This window comes from Labrenzia sp. PO1, from assembly GCF_012273635.1.
Lineage (GTDB): Bacteria > Pseudomonadota > Alphaproteobacteria > Rhizobiales > Stappiaceae > Roseibium > Roseibium algicola.
In genome coordinates this window covers 1,723,581-1,744,114 of record NZ_JAAXCR010000001.1, presented here as the reverse complement: position 1 = coordinate 1,744,114, position 20,534 = coordinate 1,723,581, and the positions used below count along the sequence as shown (strand labels likewise).

The window sequence follows — 20,534 nt, the reverse complement described above, 5'->3', positions numbered from 1 at the left end:
GCCGGGTTTTTTGTTGGTAACGGATACAGATTTTAAACTGACCAGCGCTCCCACAAAAAGCGCTATGCCCGACGCACTGGCACAAAAACGCTCAAACCCAAATACCGAAACAAACAAATAACCCCGGCAGAAAAACTGACCGGGGTTTTTGTTATGTATGATGGGGGAAGGGCGAAAGAACGGCGCAGCGGGGCAGAATACTCTCAAAGCCGGTGACAGGCCCAAATAAAAAGCCTGTTCACACAGACACCAACCTAACGGACCACTGAAACAAGAGCCAAGACCGGTTAACCCAAAGGCCTTCTAGAGACTTTTGGCTGTTTCCTCCATCGCCAGAAGGATGGTGGCCGGTTGGTTTGTTCTGTTTTCGAGAGCTCTTGGTTCATTTGGAGCAAGGACGCAGGAATCCAGTGGTCCAAGGGTCACCACTTCATTTCCATTGGTGATCGTGACCTGGCCGGAAATGACCACATAGATCTTCTCTTGTGGGGACGCCTTGAGAGACGTGTGGCCTCCAGGAAGAAGATGGGACAGGCCTACCCACATAGAGTGCGTTGACGTTGCCTCCTTTCCCTGAAGACGAAGGCACGCCATCGCGTCGTGTTCCGGCGCCTCATATTGCTGCGCGCTGTCAATGCGGGTTACCTGCATGTGCGTTTCCTTCTAAGGCTTGAGGATAACCCGCTCAGGCGTTGCCCGCAGAACTGAAGCGTAGGCCTTGGCGGCGTCCTCAAATCCGTAGACGGCTTCCGGATTGATCGGGAAGGGCTTCAGAACACCGGCCTCGAACTTCGGCTTGAGCACGTCGAAGATCTTCGCGCCGTACACACTGTCGAGCGCCAATGTATCGATACCGATGAACTTGTGACGCCCGCGGAAAAACGTGAAGATGTCGAAGTCTACCGCCCTGTCGAACGTGGAGATGAAGACCTGACGCCCCTGTTTTGCAAGCGCCTTGTTGGCCATTTCGAAATAGGGGCTTCCGACGGTGTTGAAGACGATATCAGCGCCCCGCCCCCCGGTCTTTTCGCGAACCAGTTCAGCGACGTCCTGAGAAGAGCTGTCGAACATTTCGATGGGTTGCGCACTATGGCCGAGAAATTCCATGGGCTTGTATTCGACACCGAAAACTGTTGCGCCTGCCATCGTCGCAAGCTGGATTGCAGCCTGTCCGACCTTGCCGTTGGCCCCACAAACCAGGACATTGTCCCATGGCTGGACGCCGCCAGCTTCCCGCAAACCTTCAAAGGCGGTTATGAAGGGAACACCGATCGAGCCGGCTTCTTCCATGGTAAAATTGACCGGTTTTTCGCGGACGGCGGCCTGTGGCAAGGCCATATACTTGGCGTGAGAACCGTTTTGAGTGATGCCGAGTTCTCCGCCTCCTCCCCAGATTTCCTTTCCGATCAGATGTGCTGGTCCATCAACAACAACGCCTGCAAAATCACGACCGGGAACTCTTGGCCAAACCGCATGCGGCATATGGCCGAGAGACGCCTTCACGTCTGAAGGATTTACACCAGCTGCCTTGATTTCAACCAGGACCTGACCCGGCCCGTGCTGTGGTATTGCCGGTTCGATCACGTCGATCAGAAGATTGTCCAGATCCGGCGACTTCTCCGTCACCCAAAGGGCCTTGCCGGTGACTGTCTTGCTTTGAACGTTCATGGCTCTTGTCCCCGTCCTTTTCACTTTGTTGCGGCGCGCTTACTGCTGGAGGCCAAGCATTTGCCTGGCTTCGCCTGCAGTGGCGATTTCGCCTCCCAGTTTCTCAATGAAGTCACGGGCTCTGGCGGTCAGTTCGCCATTGCCCTTTGTCCGTTTGCCCTTGCCGATATAGACGGTGTCCTCCATGCCAATGCGCACGTGGCCACCCAGCAGCCAGGCTTGCACCAGCATCGGAAAAGCCCATCGGCCGACACCAAAGCCGGTCCACACCGTGCCGGGCTGCAACATTCGGGAAGCCATGGACATGGCATCCGGTGTTGAAGGCAGGCCGTATTTCACGCCCGTTACAAGCGAACACATGGCGTGACCTTCGATATGTCCGGCCCTCAGAAAATCGTTGGCCATGACGATGTCGCCGGTGTCGAACAGTTCCAGTTCCGGTTTCACACCGCTGTCGCGGATGACTTCAGCCATTACGCGCACATTCCGAGGTGTGTTGATCACAACCTGCGCACCCGAGTTCATGGTGTTGAAATCCAGTGTGCAGATGTCAGGACGGATCCTTGCGATATGTTCCACCCGTTTTTCTGGAGGCAGGATCGTCGTTCCCGGGCCGGCGACCGAAGGATCGTCATCGGAGGGGACGAAACGGCCGCCTGGACCTGTCGTCAGGTTGAGGATCAGATCAGTGTTCTTCTGCCTGATCAGCCTGACAACGTCTTCATACAGGCCGATCTCCATCGATGGCTTGGCCGTCTCCGGATCCCGCACGTGAATGTGGGCAATTGCGGCGCCGGCTTCGGCAGCCTCAAGGCACGCATCGGCAATCTCCTGAGGCGTTGCCGGCAGGTCAGGGTGCTGGTCGCGGGTGGTCAGGTTTCCCGTCACGGCGCAGGTGATGATGGTTTTATGCACCATGGTTCAAAGCCCCCGCCCGGCATCGACAACGATGCGCGTGCCCGTGGAGTGGGTGAGGTAGGCAACGGACGCAAAGATCGCCTTGCCGACATCCTCGGCTTCGACAACCTTTTGCAATGGGGTCGCTGCACCTGCCTTTTCGACCTGTTCCCGTGTTCTGCCTGGAACAAAATCCGTCGCAACCATTCCTGGAGACACGGAGAGGATCCGGACTTCCGGTCCAAGTGCCAGGCCAAGCGTATGGGTCATCGAATCGAGTGCCGCCTTTGCGCCGCAGTAGGCGATGGAAGAACCGAAGCCCTTGAAGGCCGCGATCGAGGACACGTTAATGACGACACCATCGCCGCTCGCCTTGAGCAGGGAGGCAAAGGCGCGAATGGACGCGAACACCCCCCGGAAATTGGAGGCGAAAACCTCATCGATGATGGTGTCCGTCAGTCCATCCAGATCCTTGTGAGCGACCGGCGTCGTGGTGCCCGCCGAATTCACGAGAATGTCGACCCGCCCAAGTCTGCTCGCGATTTCCTCCTTGAAGGCCTCAATGCTTGGCGTGTCGATGACATCGACTTTCAGCGCAAGATGGCCGTCGCCTTCGAGTGCCGTGACGACTGCCCGCGCCTTGTCTTCGCTGGAGCGATATCCGACGACGACACGCGCGCCCGCCTCTGCGAACAGTTTGGCAGATGCTGCGCCTATTCCGCCGGAGCCCCCGATGACAACGGCGACTTTCCCTTTCAATGACTGGCTCAAGACACTTTCCCCTTGATCGGCGGTTCGGGGAAACGGGGTTCGCCTGGCTTCAGGATGAAGTCATAGGTGCAGGTGTAGAAGGGGGCGGCAACGTCGGGATATTCGGCTGAAGGTGTTTCCCGGAGTTCCAGATCACCCGCGATCTGTTCCTTCGCACCGAACACAACGTCGTTCACCATCGCTTCGTCCGTATCGGCGAAAATCTGGGTGATGAGTGTCTTGTGTTCAGGCGCGGACACTATGAAATGGACATGCGCCGGACGCATGGGTGTCCGTTTCTGTGCCCTCAACAGGTCTCCCGTAGTGGTGTGAACGGGAACCGGGTAACCGGCCGGTTTCACCGTGCGGATGAGGTAGTTGCCGTTTTCGTCCGAAACAAATTTGCCACGCAGATTGAAGTCGGCCTGGTCCTTGTCCTGGTTCTCGTAGAGTCCATCCGGGGATGCCTGCCAGACATCAAGCGTTGCCCCGGCAATGGGTTCACCATTCACGTCCAGTACACGGCCCTTCAGAACCAGCGGGTCTCCCGACGTGGTGGACCGTGCGATGGTGTCGCCAAACTCGCAGTCAGGTGCAGATCCCCGATAGAAGGGGCCAAGCAAGGCTGACATCGTCTCGCCCTGCATGCCGTCATTGTTGATGAGATCGATGAGTGTCGAGGCGCCGAGAACGTCGCAGATGAGAACCGCTTCGTTGTGGGCGTTGTCGGTCTGCCGGCCTATGGCATTGAGGATCTGCAGGCCTTTTTCATATTCGGCTTCGGTCGGGCGAACCTCCCGCAGGAAGGCATGCAGGTGCCGGACGAGAGAGGTGATGATTTCCTTGAAACGCGGATCCGTTGTCGCCTCCATGGCCGCCAGAACGGCAGGGGTGACATCCTCTTCCTTGCTGATCAGTCTTGTAGTCGTAACGTAGCTGTCCATGACGTTCCCTCAGGCGGACGCCGCTGTCGCATGTAAGGCCTGGTCGACCCTGGCTGCTTTCAGGTGCGGGTATTTTTCGGTGAGCAAGGAGCCGTGGTAATAGGTGGCCCTGAAGGCGGGCTCCTTGCGAATGTTATCCAGCCATGCCGCGACCATGGGCTTGTCTGCCCAGGCATCACTCAGGTTGATGTCGTCCATGCGCACAATGACCGGCATGATGGCGATATCGGCATAGGTGAGGGTCTGTCCCATGATCCAGGGGCCACCTCCTTCCAGGAGCCACTGGTTCATTCGGTCCACGCCCCTGTCCAGGCGTCCCTGCGCCTCGTCCATGTCAGCCTTCGGAAAACCGGTGCGGCCCATGTTCATGAGAAACTCGCGGCGCAACGGCTTGCTGTCGCAAAGCGCCTGAAATTCTTCTGCGCTCATGGCCTGAAAATGCGGCAGGAAGGCAAGATTATAGGATGGTACGCGGATCGCCGGTGTCGGCACTTCATCGATGAAGCGCAACATCGCCCGCATCCTTGCACGCTCATGAGGAGCAGACGGTCGCATCGGGGATGTGTCCGGCAATATGTCTTCCAGATACTCCATGATGACGGCGCTATCGGTCACGGGGACCCCGTCATGCACGAGGGTCGGAACCACGCCATTGGGATTGATCGCCAGATAATCCGGCTTGAGCTGGTCGCCACTGAAGAGGTCCAGCTTTCTTTCTTCAAATGCCTGTCCCTTTGCGTGAAGGGAGAAGCGCACACGCTGCGAGCAGGTGGATTGAGGCGCGTTGTAAAGTACGAAACCCATCGGTTGAGCCCTTTCTCTCAGTCCCAGTTCAGGAAGCGGGGCAGGCGGTGTTTCGCTGCCAGGGTCCCAACGATGCCGAGGGGAAAGAACATCAGCGCCAGCGCCATGATCAGGCCGGTTGCCAGGATGTTGAATTCCGAAGAGCCAAGAGTTGCGACGAAGATCTCGTTGAAGGCGACAATCAGGACTGCACCGATGACCGGGCCCGCGATCGTGCCCTTGCCGCCGAGAATGCACATCAGAACCATGTTCACGCTGACAAGAATGATCAGGAAGATGTTCGGACGGATGTAGGTGAGATATTCACCCCAGATAGCGCCTGCCATGCCGACAAAGGCTGCCGAGATGGCGAAGGCGAGCGTCTTGTAGGTGCGGGTATCGATCCCTGCGCTCTCGGCCTTGATCTCGTCCTTCGAAATGGCGCGCAGCCCGAGCCCGAATTTCGAGTGCTTGATCTTGTAGCTGATGAAGACGGTCAGCGCCGCCAGAATGACGAAGGCGTAGTAATACGGCAGCTTGGCCCATTCCACACTGAGGTCGTTGGCAGGTAGGGCGACGCCATTGGCCCCACCGACAAAGTGCCAGTTGTCAAACAGGATGCGGGCAATCATCACCAGCGCCAGCGAGGAAATGATGAAGCTCGGGCCGCGCGTTTTGAGCGTGATACGACCGATCAGATAGCCGACAGCAGCGCAAACGAGGCCTGCCAGAGGTGCCGTCAAAAGCGTCGAGATGCCGAAGCGTGCCAGCAGCATTCCGGCAAAGTAGCCGCCAATGCAGAAGAAGACGTTGTGTCCCAACGAGATGTAACCCGTGAAACCGCCAAGAATGTTCCAGCCCGATGCCATGACCGCATAGCAGGCCGTGAACAGGATGAGGTGGATCACATAGTTGAAGTTGCCGACAAATTGCAGTGCCGGAACCGCCAGCAAGAGGGCCAGAAGGACGATCGGAAACCAGGTGGCCCGTGTCCTGTCGGCGCGCCGTGCAAGCTTTTCGTTGTGCTCGGCCCGGGCCTGCAGAACGTTGGACGTCTCGTTGAAAGCAAGGGACATTATGCAAGCTCCGGTTTTTCACCGAACAGCCCCTGGGGCCGAACGAGAAGGATGAGAAACAGGGCGAGAAAGAAGGTCATGGTCGACCATGTCGCTCCGACATAGGTGCCGACGAAGGCGGCAATCACGCTCAACAGGAAAGATGCGACGACCGTGCCGAGCAGCGAGCCCATGCCGCCGAGAACCACCAGGGACATCAGGACCGCGATCCACTCCCAGTGTTTTGCCGGAAAGAACGAGAAGACGAAGGAGACAAGGCAGCCAGCCGCCCCGGCGAGACCAATGCCGATTGCGAAGCTGACGAGGGCAACGCGGTTGACATTCACCCCCAGCAGTTCAGCCGCTTCGCGGTTCTGGGTGGTCGCGCGGATGGCGTAGCCGAAACTGGAATACTTCAGGAAAAGCGCCAGCACGGAAATGATGATCAGCGACAGAATGCCCGCATAAAGCTGGCCGGTCGGAATGAAGACATCACCGATAAAGATCGCATCGGTCGCGTAATCCGGAGACGTCACACGCTGGGTGTTCGAGAAGAACCCTCCCAGTGCCCCTTCGACAATCATCGCGATTGCGAAGGTGAGCAGGACCGTCATTTCCGAATATTTGGCCGAGCGTGCTTCCCGTTCGAAAACCAGCTTGTAAAGCACCACACCTATGGCGGCCAGAATGACGATCGCCACGGGCAGCATCATCAAGGGGTCGATGCCGTAGAGCCGGAAACCCCAGTAGGCGACGTAAGCGCCGGCGATGATCAGCACCGGATGCGCCAGGTTTACGATGCGCATGACACCGAATACGAGACTGAGCCCGGATCCCATGAGGGCGAACACACCACCAAGAGCAAGGCCCAGAATGAGAGTTTGAATAATATCAGCCATGGTTGCCCTCCTCAGGCTGCCTTCTTGCCGCCGAGATAAAGGTCCTGTATCCGCGGGTCGCGCAGGACGTCGTCCGCAGGACCGGAAAACAGGGTGCGTCCCAGGTCCAGAACGACGCCTTGGTCGGAATTCTTCAATCCCATCAAGGCGTTCTGTTCAACGAGAAGGATCGTGATGCCTTCTGCGGCCATCATCTTCATGATTGCAAACATTTCCTGGACGATCTTTGGCGCCAGTCCGAGCGACGGTTCATCCAGCATGACAATGTCCGGCTTAAGGATCATGGTGCGGGCCATGGCCAGGGTCTGTTGCTGACCTCCAGACATCGTGCCTGCGTGCTGGTCGCGGCGCTCCTTCAGGATCGGGAAGAGCTCCTCGATCTCGTCGATGCGTTTTTCCAGACCGGATTTGTCGCCCATGGAAAAGCCGCCCATGCGCATGTTTTCCCGCACGGTCATTTTCGGGAACAGAGCGCGCTCCTGGGGAACGAAACAAATTCCCTTTCGAAGCACCTGGTCCGGGCGAAGGCCCTTGAGGCTTTCGCCCTTGTAGAGAACGTCGCCGTTGCGCACCTTGAGCATGCCGCAGATGGCCTTCAGCAAAGTGGACTTGCCTGCGCCGTTCGGACCGATGATGCAGTGGACCTTGCCGGGTTCGACACGAAGCTCGGCTCCGTCCAGAATTGCCGGGCCGTCGCCGTAACCGGCAGTCACATTGGAAACGTGGAGAAGTTCGCTCATTACGCAGCCTCCTCCAGAACGCCACCAAGATAGGCGTCGAGAACAGCAGGATTTTCGCGAACTTCCTCGGGCTTGCCATCAGCAATGACCTTGCCCTGGGCCATCACCACGATCTTGTGAGACAGGCGCATGATGAGGTCCATGTTGTGCTCCACGATGAGCACCGTCAGGCCCTGTTCGTTCAGCTTTTGTATGTGGCCGATGATTTCCTCAAGCAGCGTCGGATTGACCCCGCCAGCAGGTTCATCGAGCAGAATGATCTTGGGATCGCTCATCAGGAGCGCTGCCAGATCCATCAGTTTCTTCTGTCCGTAGGACAGGTTGGAACCGTCCTCGTAGGCGATCCGCGTAATGCCGAGGAAGTCGAGGATTTCCATCGCCTTTTCGACTTCTTCCGCACCAAGGGCGGGTTTGAAAAGATCCCGCCAGCCGCCGATCCTGGATTGGCAGATGACGTTTTCCAGAACCGTCATGTCCGCCAGGTTTCGGCTGATCTGGAACGTGCGGCTCAGGCCCATGCGGGTGATCTTGTGCGGCCGCAGATGTTCGATGCGTTGGCCCTCAAGAAGAACCTTGCCGGCCGAGGGTTCGGTTGTCCGGCTTATGCAGTTGAAGGCGGTGGTCTTGCCCGCGCCATTCGGGCCGATCAGGGCCGTGATGCTGCCTTTGGGAACGGTGAACGAACAGCCGTCGACTGCGCGGATCCCGCCAAAATGCTTGGACAGGTTATCTATTTCGAGCATGGGAACTCGCTTTGCGCTTGGAATGTCAGGAGAGCTTCCCGGGCGCCACGCGCCCGGGACCGGTTCGATCCGTCAGAACGAACCCTTCGGGTAGGTGAGGGCGCTGACGCCTTCAAACTCGTCCGTCGGATAGACAAACTGCAGTTCGCCATCGTTCCACTGGGTCATCAGGAACGGCTTGTCTGCAGGCAGCCCCAGTTCATCCCAGTTGAACCGACCGAGGATCGTGCGAACCGGCTCGTCCCTCGTGCGCTCCGACAACCATTTGCCCATGGCTTCATTGTCGGTTGAACCGGCACCGAGAATTGCCTGCTCGATGCCCTGGCAGACAGCGAAGGGAATGGCAGCGTCTTCATCGGGAACCGCCCCGAATTTTTCCTGATAGGAGGCAACGAAGTCGCTGTTGGAAAACGGTTCGCCGGCCAGTGTCGACTGAAACGGCGCATCCTTGTGCCAGGAGGTATGAACCAGGACGCCTTCTGCACTTGAACCGGTGCCTTCCAGGTATTCAGCCTGTGTTCCCTGGCTGAAATAGACGAGTTTCGGCTCCGCCCGGACTGTCTTGAGTGCGCGTGTCAACTGGACCGCCTCTTCCGCGGAAGCTGTCAGTCCGATGATCAGTTCCGCTCCGGAGCGTTTCACCTGATTGGCAAGGTTGAGCCAGTCGCTGAAACCTTCTTCCGGCCAACGCTCGGAAAAGACGACTTCGATGTTGTTTTCAGCAAGGTATCCCGGTGCGAGGTCGCGCACCAGTGAGCCGTCCGCCGGGTCCATGACCTTCTCGCCCATCAGACCGGACCAGACACCGTTTGCGAAGAAGTCGTCCGCGGATATCACGGCCGCAGTCTTGGGTGTTTCACCCTCGGGGATCAGGTCCTTGATGATGCCTGCGAGAGAAGCGCCGACGTATTCGGCGGCATTCGGCTGGAAATAGAAGATGTTCTTGTGACCCTGCGTATAGATGCGCAGCGCGCCTCCGGCCGGCAACGGGTGAACCATGTTGTTCTTTGCCAGAATGCTGGCGACAGGGAAGGACAGACGCGAGGAAAAGGTTCCGTACACCGCCTCCACACCGTCGACATTGATGAAGCGTTCGTACTGGTTGATGGCGGTTGCCGGGTCGGATCTGTTATCGGAAACAAGCAGCTCGACCTGGCGACCCATGATGCCGCCGCGCTCGTTAATGAGATCGACACACAGTTCATAGCCTTGCTGGTGTTTTTGTCCGGCAATCGAAAAACCACCGGTCAAGGGCAGGCTGGCGCCGATCTTGAGCGGATCAGCCGCCTGAGCCATTCCGGTATAGCCAGATGCAAGCATGCTGGCAGACACAAGAGCTGCCACCGTCCAATTAATGCGTTTCATCTTTTTCCTCCCTGAAGATGAGATCAGATCCTTTTCGGTAGATCTGCGGTGGAGCCCTCCCAAGCCCTTGCACCATACCGTAACCATTCGTCTTGCCCCTTGCTCACGTTCGAGATCGGGGCGGCATTCACATCACCTCATGCATTTCAGCAATCGAACTTAATCGTGCAATCGATTGCACAGATATTCGCAATAATATGCGCGACGAAAATCGTCACGCTCTGATCCGGATGTGCCGGACAGGAAAAGTCTGACTCCCTCCCAAATCATCGATAGCGCCCGAAACACGTGTCGTGTTTCAGAGCGTTGGGCCGACGCCTCTCCCAAGGCTGACAGTCCCAAATCGAAGCACAGATCTTTCGCGCGTCCAACCCGCTTCGGGTCGGTCCTCGCCACAATGATGGAACCACACGTACCAGTGCGGTGCCCATTACAGGCAAGTCGCAGAACGCGAAATCCAAATCTCTGCAATCGATTGCATAATCGGTAACACGATCACAAACGAGGTGTCAACAGTTTTATGCAATCGATTGCGAAGAGGGCTCCATCCGGCTATATGGAGGGTGGGAGGACGCAAAGATGAGCCGACGGCCGACACTGAAGGATATAGCTCGGGAAACAGGTGTTCATGTTTCCACGGTTTCCCGTGCGCTTGATCCGCAAAAGCGCAGCTCGCTGACCGAAGAAATTGTCGTGAAGATCCGTCAAGCGGCCGACAGGCTGGGGTATCGGCCCAACCGGATTGCTTTCAGCTTGCGCAAGCAGAAGTCGATGACGGTCGGGGTGATGATCCCGGATATCACCAACATGATTTTCCCGCCGATCGTTCGCGGCATCGAAAGTGTGATGGAGCCGCTGGGTTATGCTTCCATCATCGTCAACACCGATGGTGACAGTGACCGGGAGCGCCGATTGACCGAGACGCTCCAGGAGCGCGGCGTGGACGGCATAATCCATACGGCTGTGTTGCGCAGCGATCCCAATATCGTGGAAGCGGCGCGCCAGGGTCTTCCGGTTGTCACGCTGAACCGAAAGGTCGAAGAAGCCGAGATCCCTTATGTGATCAACGACGAGGAAGCCGGGATCCGCATGATTTTTGATCATCTTCATGATCATGGTCACAGGCGAATTGCGCATCTTGCCGGACCTCGGGACTTGTCGACCGGACTGCTGCGTCGTGAAGCGTTCTGCTCGGTTGCCCGGGACTACGGACTTTCAGCCGATGCACTTGTCATCGAGGAAGCCTGCCGTTTCGAGGAGGAGGAAGGCCGCCGTTGCGCGAAAGAGATATTGAGCCGGTCACCGGAGACAACCGCAATTCTGTGCGCCAATGACAGGCTGGCCCTCGGGGCCATGGATTATTGCGCCAGAAACGGGCATCCGTGCCCCGACAAGATTTCCATCACCGGCTTCAACGACATGCCGTTCCTGGATCTCATTCCGCCTGGCCTCACAACAGTGCGCATAGAACAGTTTGATGCAGGGGCCACCGCTGCCCGGCTGCTGGTTCAGATGATTGACGGCTGTGACGGCAAGGTTCCAAGGGAAACAGTTCTTCCGGTCAGCCTGAAATGCCGAAACAGCGTCCGTCGGATAGAAACCGACCATTAGAGAGCGGCTGACCTTTGCTGGCCGGGCGATTTTTGCGCAGCAGCCTCAAGTGCGCCGTCATCCGGCCCTGGGGTGAAGAACAGTCACCCCAAAAGACTACCGACCAGGCACATCGTTCCCCTGGGACGACACTCGTGACAGTGCCTGTCAGCTTCAGTTTGGACGATCGGGGTGCCTTGATCGCGAGCCTGGTTTGCTTGAGCCCGCATGTCACTGTTGGCTCCTTCCATTTGGTGTGCCCGATCGACGGGTTCAGAATGTGGTCGCTGAGCCAGATCGTTGATGTTCTTTCGGTTCTTTCGCCTTCGTTGCCGGACCGTACAGCCGTGTAAACGTTCTGTGCCCGGCTAGTGGTACTTATTCATTCGTCTTTTCAGATACTTACGAAAGTGACCGATCCGGCAACCCGATGGTTGCTGGATCGTCCTGCTTCTTTCAAACGCCGGTTCGAGCCGCGGTTGGGCAGCCGCAGCTTCTGCTCTCGGCGACAAGGCTTCCCAAAAACACTGTAGTCAAGCGTCCCTTGAACAAATTAGTTCATAATGTGATTGTGATTATTAGATTTGTTGAATATATATCCACAATATGAACTTTTTGAATTGAGTGTCTGAGCAGGGGGAGATGCATCAGTGTTAAAAGACAGGAGCCTTCTCTGCGAAAGCGTCCGTATTGGTGAAGGCATCTATGAAGCGGGTGTTGAGGGCCTTACCGTCATGAACCCGGCGACCAGCGCTTGCCTCGGCAATGTTCCCAACCTTGGGGGCACTGAAACAGAGTTGGCCATCAGACATGCCAGAGAGGCACAGGCCGATTGGGCCGCACAGCCTGCGAAGGCACGGGCCGAGGTGCTTCAGCGCTGGTTTGCGTTGATTGTCGAGAACGCTGACGATCTGGCGCGCATCATCACCCTGGAACAGGGCAAGCCTTTGAAAGAGGCGAAAGGGGAAGTCCTCTACGGTGCCTCCTACGTCGAATGGTATGCCGAGGAAGCGCGCCGCATATACGGCGAGACGATACCTGCGACGTCCCGGGACAAGCGCCTCCTGGTGATCAGGCAGCCTGTTGGTGTGGTTGCGGCGATCACCCCCTGGAACTTTCCGAATGCGATGATCACAAGAAAGGTTGCACCGGCATTGGCTGCCGGGTGCGCAATCATCGTCAAACCCGCCGAGCAAACGCCTTTTTCAGCCCTTGCGCTGGCGACACTCGCCGAGCGTGCAGGTGTTCCGCCTGGTCTCTTCACGGTGATCACGGGGGACGCGCGCAGGATTGGCGCAGCGATGACCTCCAGTCCCTTCGTGCGCAAGCTGTCCTTTACCGGCTCAACGGACGTCGGCAAGTTGCTGATGCGGCAGTGCGCCGACACCGTCAAGAAGATCTCGCTGGAACTCGGCGGCAATGCACCTTTCATCGTCTTCGATGATGCCGATGTGGAAGCCGCCGTCGAAGGGGCTGTGGTGGCCAAATTCCGCAACAGCGGCCAGACCTGCGTTTGCGCCAATCGCATCTATGTGCAGTCCGGTGTTCACGACGCATTCGTTGCCGCTCTGGTGAAGCGGATGCGGACCATGAAGGTCGGCGATGGGCTGGCTGATGATACGGACCTTGGTCCGCTGATTGACGTTTCAGCCATAGACAAGGTCCAGGCGCATATCTCGGATGCCATTGCCAATGGTGCCAGGATTGAACTGGGCGGAACGCATCATTCCCTTGGTGGCACCTTCTTTCAGCCGACCGTTCTGACCGGTGTGCACCATGAGATGCGCATCGCACGTGAAGAGACCTTCGGGCCTGTGGCGCCAGTCTTCCGTTTCGACACGGAAGAAGAAGTGATCGCGCTTGCCAACGATAGCGAGTACGGGCTCGCAGCCTACTTCTTTACACGCGACCTCGCGCGCAGTTGGCGGGTCGGCGAGCGTCTCGAGTACGGCATGGTCGGGATAAACACGGGCCTGATCTCCACTGCCGAAGCACCGTTCGGCGGCATCAAGCAATCCGGCCTGGGACGGGAGGGATCCCGCCTCGGCCTGGATGAATACCTGGAAGCCAAATACCTGTGTGTTGGCGGAATCGATGAAGGAAATTGACATGACGGCATATGAGCCAGCCATTGCAGCGTTTCGGGCAGAAGGCGCCCTGCGTTATGGCGTCCTGACAGGCGATGATCTGGTCGACGTGACCGACAATCTGGAAGCCCGGTTCAGCAATCTTCTGGACGTTGTTGCCGCCGGCGCCCTGCCGGAACTGGTCAAGGCCGGCGAGGGGCGTCCGGTGAGCTATCGCGCGGCAGATGTCGCCTTCCAGATTCCGATCGCCGCTCCGCAGAAGATCATCTGCGTCGGGGTGAACTACCCGGACAGGAACGCAGAGTACAAGGACGGCCAGGCACAACAGATGCGGCCCTCTCTTTTTCCGCGGTTTGCGAGCGGGTTTACCGGTCATGGCCAGCCACTGATCCGGCCACCGGAAAGCGATCAGTTGGACTATGAAGGCGAGATTGCGATCGTCATCGGAAAAGCTGGCCGTCGCATTCCGCGCGAGACGGCATTCGACCATATTGCCGCGATTACCCTTTGCAACGAGGGAACGATCCGCGATTGGACGCGCCATGCAAAATTCAACGTGACGCAGGGCAAGAACTGGGAAAGGACCGGCAGCATCGGCCCGGCTCTCGTCCCGCTGCATTCCCCGGCCCAATTGCAGGATGTTGCTCTTGTCACCCGCGTCAACGGTGAGGTTCGCCAGCAGGACCGGACGTCGAGAATGATTTTCGACTTCCCCTATATCGTCAATTACGTTTCGACATTTGCGCAGCTGATGCCTGGCGACATTCTGGTCTGTGGCACTCCGACAGGTGCCGGCGCAAGGATGGAGCCCCCTTGCTGGTTGAAGCCGGGTGATATTGTGGAAGTCGAAGCCGAAGGCATCGGTATCCTGCGCAACGGCATTGAGGACGAAAAATGCTGAGTGCCGCGCAGGTGCAGGACGTGGCGGCCGAACTTTTGGAAGCGGAAGCGACCCGGCAACAGACTGGCCTTCTCAGCGTGCGTTACCCTGACATCTCGCTGGATGATGCCTATGCCATACAGGGGGCGCAACTTGCGACCAAACTGGCAGCCGGACGGCGCATTCTGGGGTGGAAAATCGGCCTGACATCCAAGGTCATGCAGAACGCACTCGGTATCGATACGCCGGATTCGGGCGTGCTTTATGACGACATGCTGTTCCCGGATGGCGGTCAGGTGCCACGCGGCCGATTTATCGAACCGCGCGTGGAAGCCGAGATAGCGTTTGTGATGAAGGCGCCAATCGATGGCAACGTGTCCCGTGAAGATGTGATCGCGGCGACGGATTATGTCAGCCCCGCGCTTGAAATCCTGGACACCCGCATCTTGCGTGCTGATCCGGAGACGGGAATGCGCAGGCGCATCTTCGACACCGTGGCGGACAATGCCGCCAATGCGGGCGTGGTTCTGGGAGCCCAACGGCATGACCCCGGCGACGTGGATCTTCGCTGGGTTGGGGCTATCGTCGAACAGGATGGTGAGGTCACGGCCACCGGTCTTGGTGCGGCTGTCTTGAACGACCCCGTTATGGGGCTCGTCTGGCTTGCCCGGCGGATGGCCAGCTACGGCCACCGCATCGAACCCGGCCAGATCGTCCTGACGGGATCGTTTATCGGCCCCATCGAATGTCCACCCGGCACGGCGATCCGGGCCGACTTCGGACCGTTCGGTGCGGTCTCCACCAGATTTGCGTGATCGTCATGACCTTAGCGAAAAACCTCTTCAAGGCGCGGCTTGCAAAGCCGGAGACCCAGATTGGCCTTTGGATGGCGCTGGCACATCCCGGCGCCGCGGAAATTTGCGCCGGAGCCGGGTTCGACTGGCTCGTCATCGATGCCGAACACGGGCCGAACGGGCTTGCCGAAATCATGGCGCAGCTGCGGGTTCTCTCCGGCAGCAGCCATCCGGTGGTTCGTGTCCGCGAGAATGACCGTGCCCTGATCAAGCAGATGCTGGATATCGGGGCGCAGACAATTCTGGTGCCGATGATCGAAACGGCAGCGGAGGCGCAGGAAGCCGTGGGCTCGGTCCGTTATCCGCCGGAGGGGGCGCGCGGTGTCGGCGCGGCCCTGGCAAGGGCATCGGACTATGGTCGCATCACCGACTATCTGCACACGGCAAACAAGCAGGTGTGTCTGCTTGTCCAGGTCGAAAGCTGCAAGGGCATTGATGCGCTGGACGAGATACTGGCGGTTGAAGGTGTCGATGGCGTCTTTGTCGGGCCAGCGGATCTGGCCGCGGACATGGGCTATGTCGGCAAGCCCGAAGCGGCTCCTGTGCAAGCGGTCGTGGTTGAGGCCCTTTCGCGGATCAGGGCCGCGGGAAAGCCTGCCGGTATCCTGACGTCCAATCGTGAACTTGCGCAACGTTATGCACTCATGGGTGTCGAGTTTCTGGCCGTTGGGGCTGATGTCGGTGTCTTTGCCCGCGGTCTTGCGGAATTGAGGCAGGCGTTTCCCTGATCATTTCCCGGTTACGGCCGGGCGTGACCATATTATGAACAGGTAGGCCCGTTGCGTGAAAGCGCGGCGGGCCTTTGTTTTTGGCTGTTTTCTGCGGCTGAGGCGGCTCGAAATCATCGGGAAATAACGTATTGACTTTGAAAAAAGCCATAATATGATCTTTATCAAATAAAGACTTCAAAAAATGATCATATTATGATCAGTCAAAAATGAGAGGTTCATAATGACGACACTTTCGGCAGGCGCACGGTTCCGGCAGGCCTTGAAGGAAGAAAATCCGCTTCAGGTCATGGGGTCGATCAACGCCTACACGGCGATGATGGCAGAGCGCGTGGGCTACAAGGCTCTTTATCTTGCCGGTGCAGGCGTCGCGAACGCATCCTACGGGCTTCCCGATCTCGGCATCACGAACCTGAGTGACGTGCTGACGGATCTCCGCCGCGTTACGGATGCAAGCAGTCTGCCGGTCCTGGTTGATGTCGATACCGGCTTCGGCGGTGCCTTCACCATCGCGCGCCTTGTGCGCGGCCTGATCAAGGACGGCGCCGGTGCCATGCACATGGAAGATCAGGTCCAGCTCAAGCGGTGCGGTCACCGTCCGGGCAAGGAGATCGTTTCCAAGCAGGAGATGGTTGACCGCGTCAAGGCAGCCGTGGATGCAAAGACCGACGATCAGTTCTTCATTGTTGCCCGCACGGATGCGCTGGCCATCGAGGGCCTGAACGGTGCGATCGACCGGGCCTGTGCCTACGTCGAGGCTGGCGCCGACATGATCTTCGCAGAAGCCTGCACGGAGTTGTCGCAGTACAAGGCTTTCGTCGATGCGCTCGACACGCCGTATCCGGTTCTCGCCAACATTACCGAGTTTTCCAAGACGCCGAACTTCACTCTGGACGAGCTGCGCAGCGTCGGTGTTTCAGCGGCGCTCTACCCCTTGTCTGCGAATCGCGCAATGAACGCGGCAGCCTTGAAGGTTTACAAGCATATTCGTGAGGTCGGATCGGCGACCGGTGTGCTGGATATCATGCAGAAGCGCGAGGAACTCTACGACTTCCTGAACTACCACGACTACGAAAGGAAGATCGACGAGTTGTTCCAAAGTCGGAAGTAATTGAGCAAAGGGAGGAAAGAATGCTCACCAAGAGAACTTTGTTGTCAATCGCAGCGGGCGCCTTGGCGCTCACAGTGGCGGCTCCGGTTATCGCGCAGGACGCGTTTCCGGAGAAGCCGGTCCGCCTGATTGTGCCGTATTCGCCTGGAGGGGGGACAGACACTACGGCCCGGATTGTTGCCGACAACATGAAGGAGTACCTGGGGCAGCCTGTCGTCGTCGAAAACCGTCCGGGTGCGTCCGGAACGGTCGGCACGCTTCTGGCGAAACAGGCAGAGGCTGACGGATATACCATTCTGTTCGGCATCCAGGCGACGCTTGCGCTGAACCCGTCGCTTTTCAAGTCGGCGACCTACAACTCGAAAGAAGACTTCTCGGGGATCGCGGTGATCTCCGAGTCGCCCTATGTGGTCACGGTGCCGGGGGATTCCGAAATCTCCGACTATGAAGGCTTTGCCGCGGCCGCCACGGAAAACCTGACCATGGCAAACGGAGGCAGCGCGGCGCTTCTGGCGGCGCGCTTGCTGGCCCGGCAGGCAGATCTCAGCTTCACCAATATTCCCTATTCAGGTTCCGGAGATGCAATTTCCGATATCCTGGCCGGCCGTGTGAATGCCATGATCAGCAGTCCTGTTTCGGTCCTGCCGCATGTTGAGAGCGGTGCCCTGAAGCCGATCCTCGTCACGAGCACGGACCGTTACGCCGCGCTGCCCGACACGCCAACGGCAGATGAACTCGGTTTCGACGGTTTCAACGTGGTTGGGTGGTACAGTGTCGTTGCTCCGGCTGGTGTCCCCCAGGAGCGTCTGGACGTTCTGAGCGATGCCTTCAACAAGACCATTGCCAATCCGGACGTGCAGGCGAAACTCGAAAGCATCGGTGTAACGCCGTCCCGGCGTGGCCTGGATTCTACGGCGACGACAGAATTCATCGCCTCCGAGGTCGACCTGTGGGGCCAGGAAATCAAGGACGCCGGCATCGAGCCGAAGTGACCTTTCCCTGAACTTCCATTTCGCAACAATTGAACCTACCGGGCGAGCTTCGGCTCGCCCTTTCAAGGATGGAACCATGCCGCACGCCTGGATCGAATATTCCGGTAATATTGCAGATCAGACCGAGGTCGAAACTTTTGGCCGCTGTGTCCACGCCGCCATGACGGAAGCCGGTATCTTCCCGATCGCGGGTATCCGCATCCGCATCACCCGCATTGACGATTGCCTGGTCGGTGACATGAACCCGGACAACGGGTTCGTCCACTTGTCCCTTCGCATCGGTGAAGGCAGGGATGCGCAGACCAAACAGGAGGCGGCAGACTTGATCTTTGATCGGACTTCGTCGCATCTGAAGCCTCTCGCTGACCGTGCCCGGCTTGCATACGCAATGGAAATGCAAGAGATCCCGAGTGCTTACAGTTACAAGATGAACAACCTGCACAAACACTTGAAAGCCAGCTGACGGTTTTCTGGAGGATGGGATGAAGGCTCTCTTCAAGGCACAGGACGGGCTGCTGGTCGCGCTCGTAGGTGCAGTTTTCCTCTACGCTTCCCGCGATCTCGACATGGGCGTGCCGCGCAACATGGGGCCGGGAATGTTCCCGGTCGTCTTGAGTGCCTTGACGATTGTCTTCGGATTGCTGATCGCGGTCGTCAACGTCGTTCGTGACGTCACCCTTCCAAGGCAATTCCCCTGGCTCGGCCTCTGCGGGGTCGTTGCCTCCATCGCACTCTACGCTCTGCTGATCGAACGGCTCGGCATCGCACTCACCACCTTGTGTGCGATTTCGGTGCTGGCGCTCGTCATTCCGCGCATGAAATGGCTGGAAACGGTGCTGCTCTCCATCGGCGTTTCTGCCTTCCTGTGGCTCACATTCGTTCTGGGCCTCGGCATGCCTCTCAGGCTTTTCCCCGGGTTCTGATCATGATGGATTTCCTCTCAGGGTTTACGGTCGCACTGCATCCGGTAAATCTCTTTTATTGTTTCGCAGGTGTTCTGCTGGGCAATATCGTCGGTGTTCTTCCAGGTATCGGCGCGATCGCGGCGATCTCGATCCTGCTGCCGGTCACCTTCTATCTGGAGCCGACGACCGCGGTCATCATGCTGGCCGGTGTCTATTACGGGGCCGAATATGGTGGCTCCATCGCATCGATCCTTCTCAATCTGCCGGGCACGGCTTCCAATGCGATCACAACGCTGGACGGTTACCCGATGGCGAAAAGGGGCGAGGCTGGTCTTGCCCTGCTGACAGCGCAGATCTCCTCGCTGAGTGGCGGCACTTTCGGCATTCTGGCCATGGTCTTCCTGTCGCCGTTGATCGTGAAGTTCTCGCTCTCCTTCGGACCGGCGGAGTATTTCGCGACCTTGCTGCTGGGGCTCGTTGCCGGATCGGTTGCGGTTGGCGGCTCGGCGCTCAAGGGCGTTGCGATGGTCTTCATCGGCATGCTGCTGGGCAGCATCGGCCTTGATCTCAACAGCGGCGTTGCCCGGTTCGACATGGGCTATGCAAACCTTCTCGACGGGCTGTCGATCGTCGCCGTTGCTATGGGGCTGTTTGGCATCCCGGAGGTCATCAACAAGCTGAGGGATGACCAGGGTGACAGGAAACCGATCGCCATTTCTGCCCGCTCCATGTTTCTCGCTTTCGGCAAACTCAAGAGCATCAAGTTTTCGATCCTTCGCGGAGCCTCCGTTGGTGGCATCCTGGGGCCCTTGCCCGGTGCAGGGCCCACGATTTCCTCTTTCCTGGCCTATTCGCTGGAACGGTCCGTGGGCGGCAAGAAGGAAGAATTCGGCACTGGACGGATCAACGGGATCGCCGCACCTGAGGCTGCCAACAACGCGGCCGCCCAGACGGCCTTCATTCCGACCATGACGCTTGGTATTCCCGGAACGCCCACGATGGCGATCATCCTGGGCGCCTTGATGATCCACGGCATCGCACCCGGACCACAGCTGGTGGTCGATCACCCGGACCTGTTCTGGGGCCTGGTCGCCAGCTTCTGGATCGGCAACGTGTTGCTGCTGGTGTTGAACGTACCGCTGATCGGGGTCTGGGCGCGACTGGTTGCCGTGCCGAGACGGTTCCTGTTTCCCGTGATCATTGCACTGATCTGCACTGGTGTCTTCGGCGTTGCGAATTCGACTTTCGACGTTTGGGCCGTGTTGTTGATGGGGGTTATCGGGGCGATCCTGCGATTTTACGACTATTCCCCCGCACCGTTGCTCATCGGGTTCGTTCTGGGGCCGATGCTCGAGGAGCACCTGCGCCGCGCCTTGATGATTTCAGGAGGAGACTTCGGTTATCTTCTCGGATCCAGCACGGCCATCGCGATCCACTGCATCACGATCCTGATCATCGTGCTGCCGCTGCTCAACCTGCTCTGGTCGCGGATCAAGCGTAAAACCGAAAATCCCGTTGCCGATTAACAGCCTGGGTCAATCGG

The 20,534-nt window shown here is 58.3% G+C and carries 21 protein-coding genes; 10 read left to right on the top strand and 11 right to left on the bottom strand.

The features are described 5' to 3' along the window. Positions 1-303: 303 nt before the first annotated feature. The 11 genes from HCG46_RS07985 to HCG46_RS07935 form a co-directional block, all read right to left on the bottom strand. On the bottom strand, positions 304-651 hold the full coding sequence (locus HCG46_RS07985; RefSeq protein ID WP_168685508.1) for a cupin domain-containing protein: 348 nt from the start codon (positions 649-651) through the stop codon (positions 304-306). 12 nt (positions 652-663) lie between these two features. Further along, positions 664-1,668 (bottom strand): zinc-binding alcohol dehydrogenase family protein, encoded by a 1,005-nt coding sequence (locus HCG46_RS07980; protein ID WP_168685506.1) that lies wholly within the window; start codon positions 1,666-1,668, stop codon positions 664-666. Between the two features lie 39 nt (positions 1,669-1,707). Next, the gene (locus HCG46_RS07975; protein WP_168685504.1) at positions 1,708-2,586 is read right to left on the bottom strand and encodes a 3-keto-5-aminohexanoate cleavage protein; all 879 of its coding nucleotides are present in this window, start codon (positions 2,584-2,586) and stop codon (positions 1,708-1,710) included. Positions 2,587-2,589: 3 nt separating this feature from the next. Then, positions 2,590-3,336 (bottom strand): SDR family oxidoreductase, encoded by a 747-nt coding sequence (locus tag HCG46_RS07970; RefSeq protein ID WP_168685502.1) that lies wholly within the window; start codon positions 3,334-3,336, stop codon positions 2,590-2,592. Further along, on the bottom strand, positions 3,333-4,259 hold the full coding sequence (locus HCG46_RS07965; protein ID WP_168685500.1) for a dioxygenase: 927 nt from the start codon (positions 4,257-4,259) through the stop codon (positions 3,333-3,335). The genes HCG46_RS07970 and HCG46_RS07965 overlap by 4 nt, the downstream gene beginning before the upstream one ends. 9 nt (positions 4,260-4,268) lie before the next feature. Next, on the bottom strand, positions 4,269-5,063 hold the full coding sequence (locus HCG46_RS07960; protein ID WP_168685498.1) for a glutathione S-transferase family protein: 795 nt from the start codon (positions 5,061-5,063) through the stop codon (positions 4,269-4,271). A 17-nt stretch (positions 5,064-5,080) separates the two neighbouring features. Beyond that, entirely contained in the window at positions 5,081-6,118 is a 1,038-nt protein-coding gene (locus HCG46_RS07955; protein ID WP_168685496.1) for a branched-chain amino acid ABC transporter permease, read from the bottom strand. Next, on the bottom strand, positions 6,118-6,996 hold the full coding sequence (locus HCG46_RS07950; RefSeq protein WP_152505456.1) for a branched-chain amino acid ABC transporter permease: 879 nt from the start codon (positions 6,994-6,996) through the stop codon (positions 6,118-6,120). The genes HCG46_RS07955 and HCG46_RS07950 overlap by 1 nt, the downstream gene beginning before the upstream one ends. An 11-nt stretch (positions 6,997-7,007) precedes the next feature. Beyond that, positions 7,008-7,736, bottom strand: a complete 729-nt coding sequence (locus HCG46_RS07945; protein WP_168685494.1) for an ABC transporter ATP-binding protein — start codon at positions 7,734-7,736, stop codon at positions 7,008-7,010. After that, positions 7,736-8,479 (bottom strand): ABC transporter ATP-binding protein, encoded by a 744-nt coding sequence (locus HCG46_RS07940; RefSeq protein WP_023003760.1) that lies wholly within the window; start codon positions 8,477-8,479, stop codon positions 7,736-7,738. The genes HCG46_RS07945 and HCG46_RS07940 overlap by 1 nt, the downstream gene beginning before the upstream one ends. Before the next feature lie 72 nt (positions 8,480-8,551). Then, positions 8,552-9,844 carry an amino acid ABC transporter substrate-binding protein gene (locus tag HCG46_RS07935; protein WP_023003759.1) on the bottom strand — a complete coding sequence of 431 codons (1,293 nt, stop codon included), beginning with the start codon at positions 9,842-9,844 and terminating at the stop codon, positions 8,552-8,554. A gap of 579 nt (positions 9,845-10,423) precedes the next feature. Between HCG46_RS07935 and HCG46_RS07930 the strand changes: the two genes are divergently transcribed. From HCG46_RS07930 to HCG46_RS07885, 10 genes are all read left to right on the top strand, one after another. Then, positions 10,424-11,455, top strand: coding sequence for a LacI family DNA-binding transcriptional regulator (locus HCG46_RS07930; protein WP_168685492.1), 1,032 nt, complete (start codon positions 10,424-10,426; stop codon positions 11,453-11,455). A 629-nt stretch (positions 11,456-12,084) separates the two neighbouring features. Continuing rightward, entirely contained in the window at positions 12,085-13,542 is a 1,458-nt protein-coding gene (locus tag HCG46_RS07925) for an NAD-dependent succinate-semialdehyde dehydrogenase (RefSeq protein ID WP_353621814.1), read from the top strand. A gap of 1 nt (position 13,543) precedes the next feature. Beyond that, positions 13,544-14,422 (top strand): fumarylacetoacetate hydrolase family protein, encoded by an 879-nt coding sequence (locus tag HCG46_RS07920; protein ID WP_077293353.1) that lies wholly within the window; start codon positions 13,544-13,546, stop codon positions 14,420-14,422. Then, a complete protein-coding gene (gene hpaH / locus HCG46_RS07915) occupies positions 14,416-15,216 on the top strand; it encodes a 2-oxo-hept-4-ene-1,7-dioate hydratase (RefSeq protein WP_055661126.1) in 801 nt (266 codons plus the stop codon). Before HCG46_RS07920 ends, hpaH begins: the two co-directional genes overlap by 7 nt. 5 nt (positions 15,217-15,221) lie before the next feature. Next, positions 15,222-15,983, top strand: a complete 762-nt coding sequence (locus HCG46_RS07910; protein ID WP_168685491.1) for an HpcH/HpaI aldolase/citrate lyase family protein — start codon at positions 15,222-15,224, stop codon at positions 15,981-15,983. A 223-nt stretch (positions 15,984-16,206) separates the two neighbouring features. Further along, a complete protein-coding gene (gene prpB / locus HCG46_RS07905) occupies positions 16,207-17,094 on the top strand; it encodes a methylisocitrate lyase (protein WP_023003744.1) in 888 nt (295 codons plus the stop codon). Between the two features lie 20 nt (positions 17,095-17,114). After that, on the top strand, positions 17,115-18,086 hold the full coding sequence (locus tag HCG46_RS07900) for a tripartite tricarboxylate transporter substrate binding protein (protein WP_168685489.1): 972 nt from the start codon (positions 17,115-17,117) through the stop codon (positions 18,084-18,086). 76 nt (positions 18,087-18,162) lie between these two features. After that, positions 18,163-18,549: a 5-carboxymethyl-2-hydroxymuconate Delta-isomerase gene (locus tag HCG46_RS07895; RefSeq protein ID WP_023003740.1), complete on the top strand. Its 387-nt coding sequence runs from the start codon at positions 18,163-18,165 to the stop codon at positions 18,547-18,549. Between the two features lie 19 nt (positions 18,550-18,568). Continuing rightward, on the top strand, positions 18,569-19,009 hold the full coding sequence (locus HCG46_RS07890) for a tripartite tricarboxylate transporter TctB family protein (protein ID WP_168685487.1): 441 nt from the start codon (positions 18,569-18,571) through the stop codon (positions 19,007-19,009). A gap of 2 nt (positions 19,010-19,011) precedes the next feature. After that, positions 19,012-20,517 carry a tripartite tricarboxylate transporter permease gene (locus HCG46_RS07885; RefSeq protein ID WP_145903903.1) on the top strand — a complete coding sequence of 502 codons (1,506 nt, stop codon included), beginning with the start codon at positions 19,012-19,014 and terminating at the stop codon, positions 20,515-20,517. Positions 20,518-20,534: the final 17 nt, after the last annotated feature.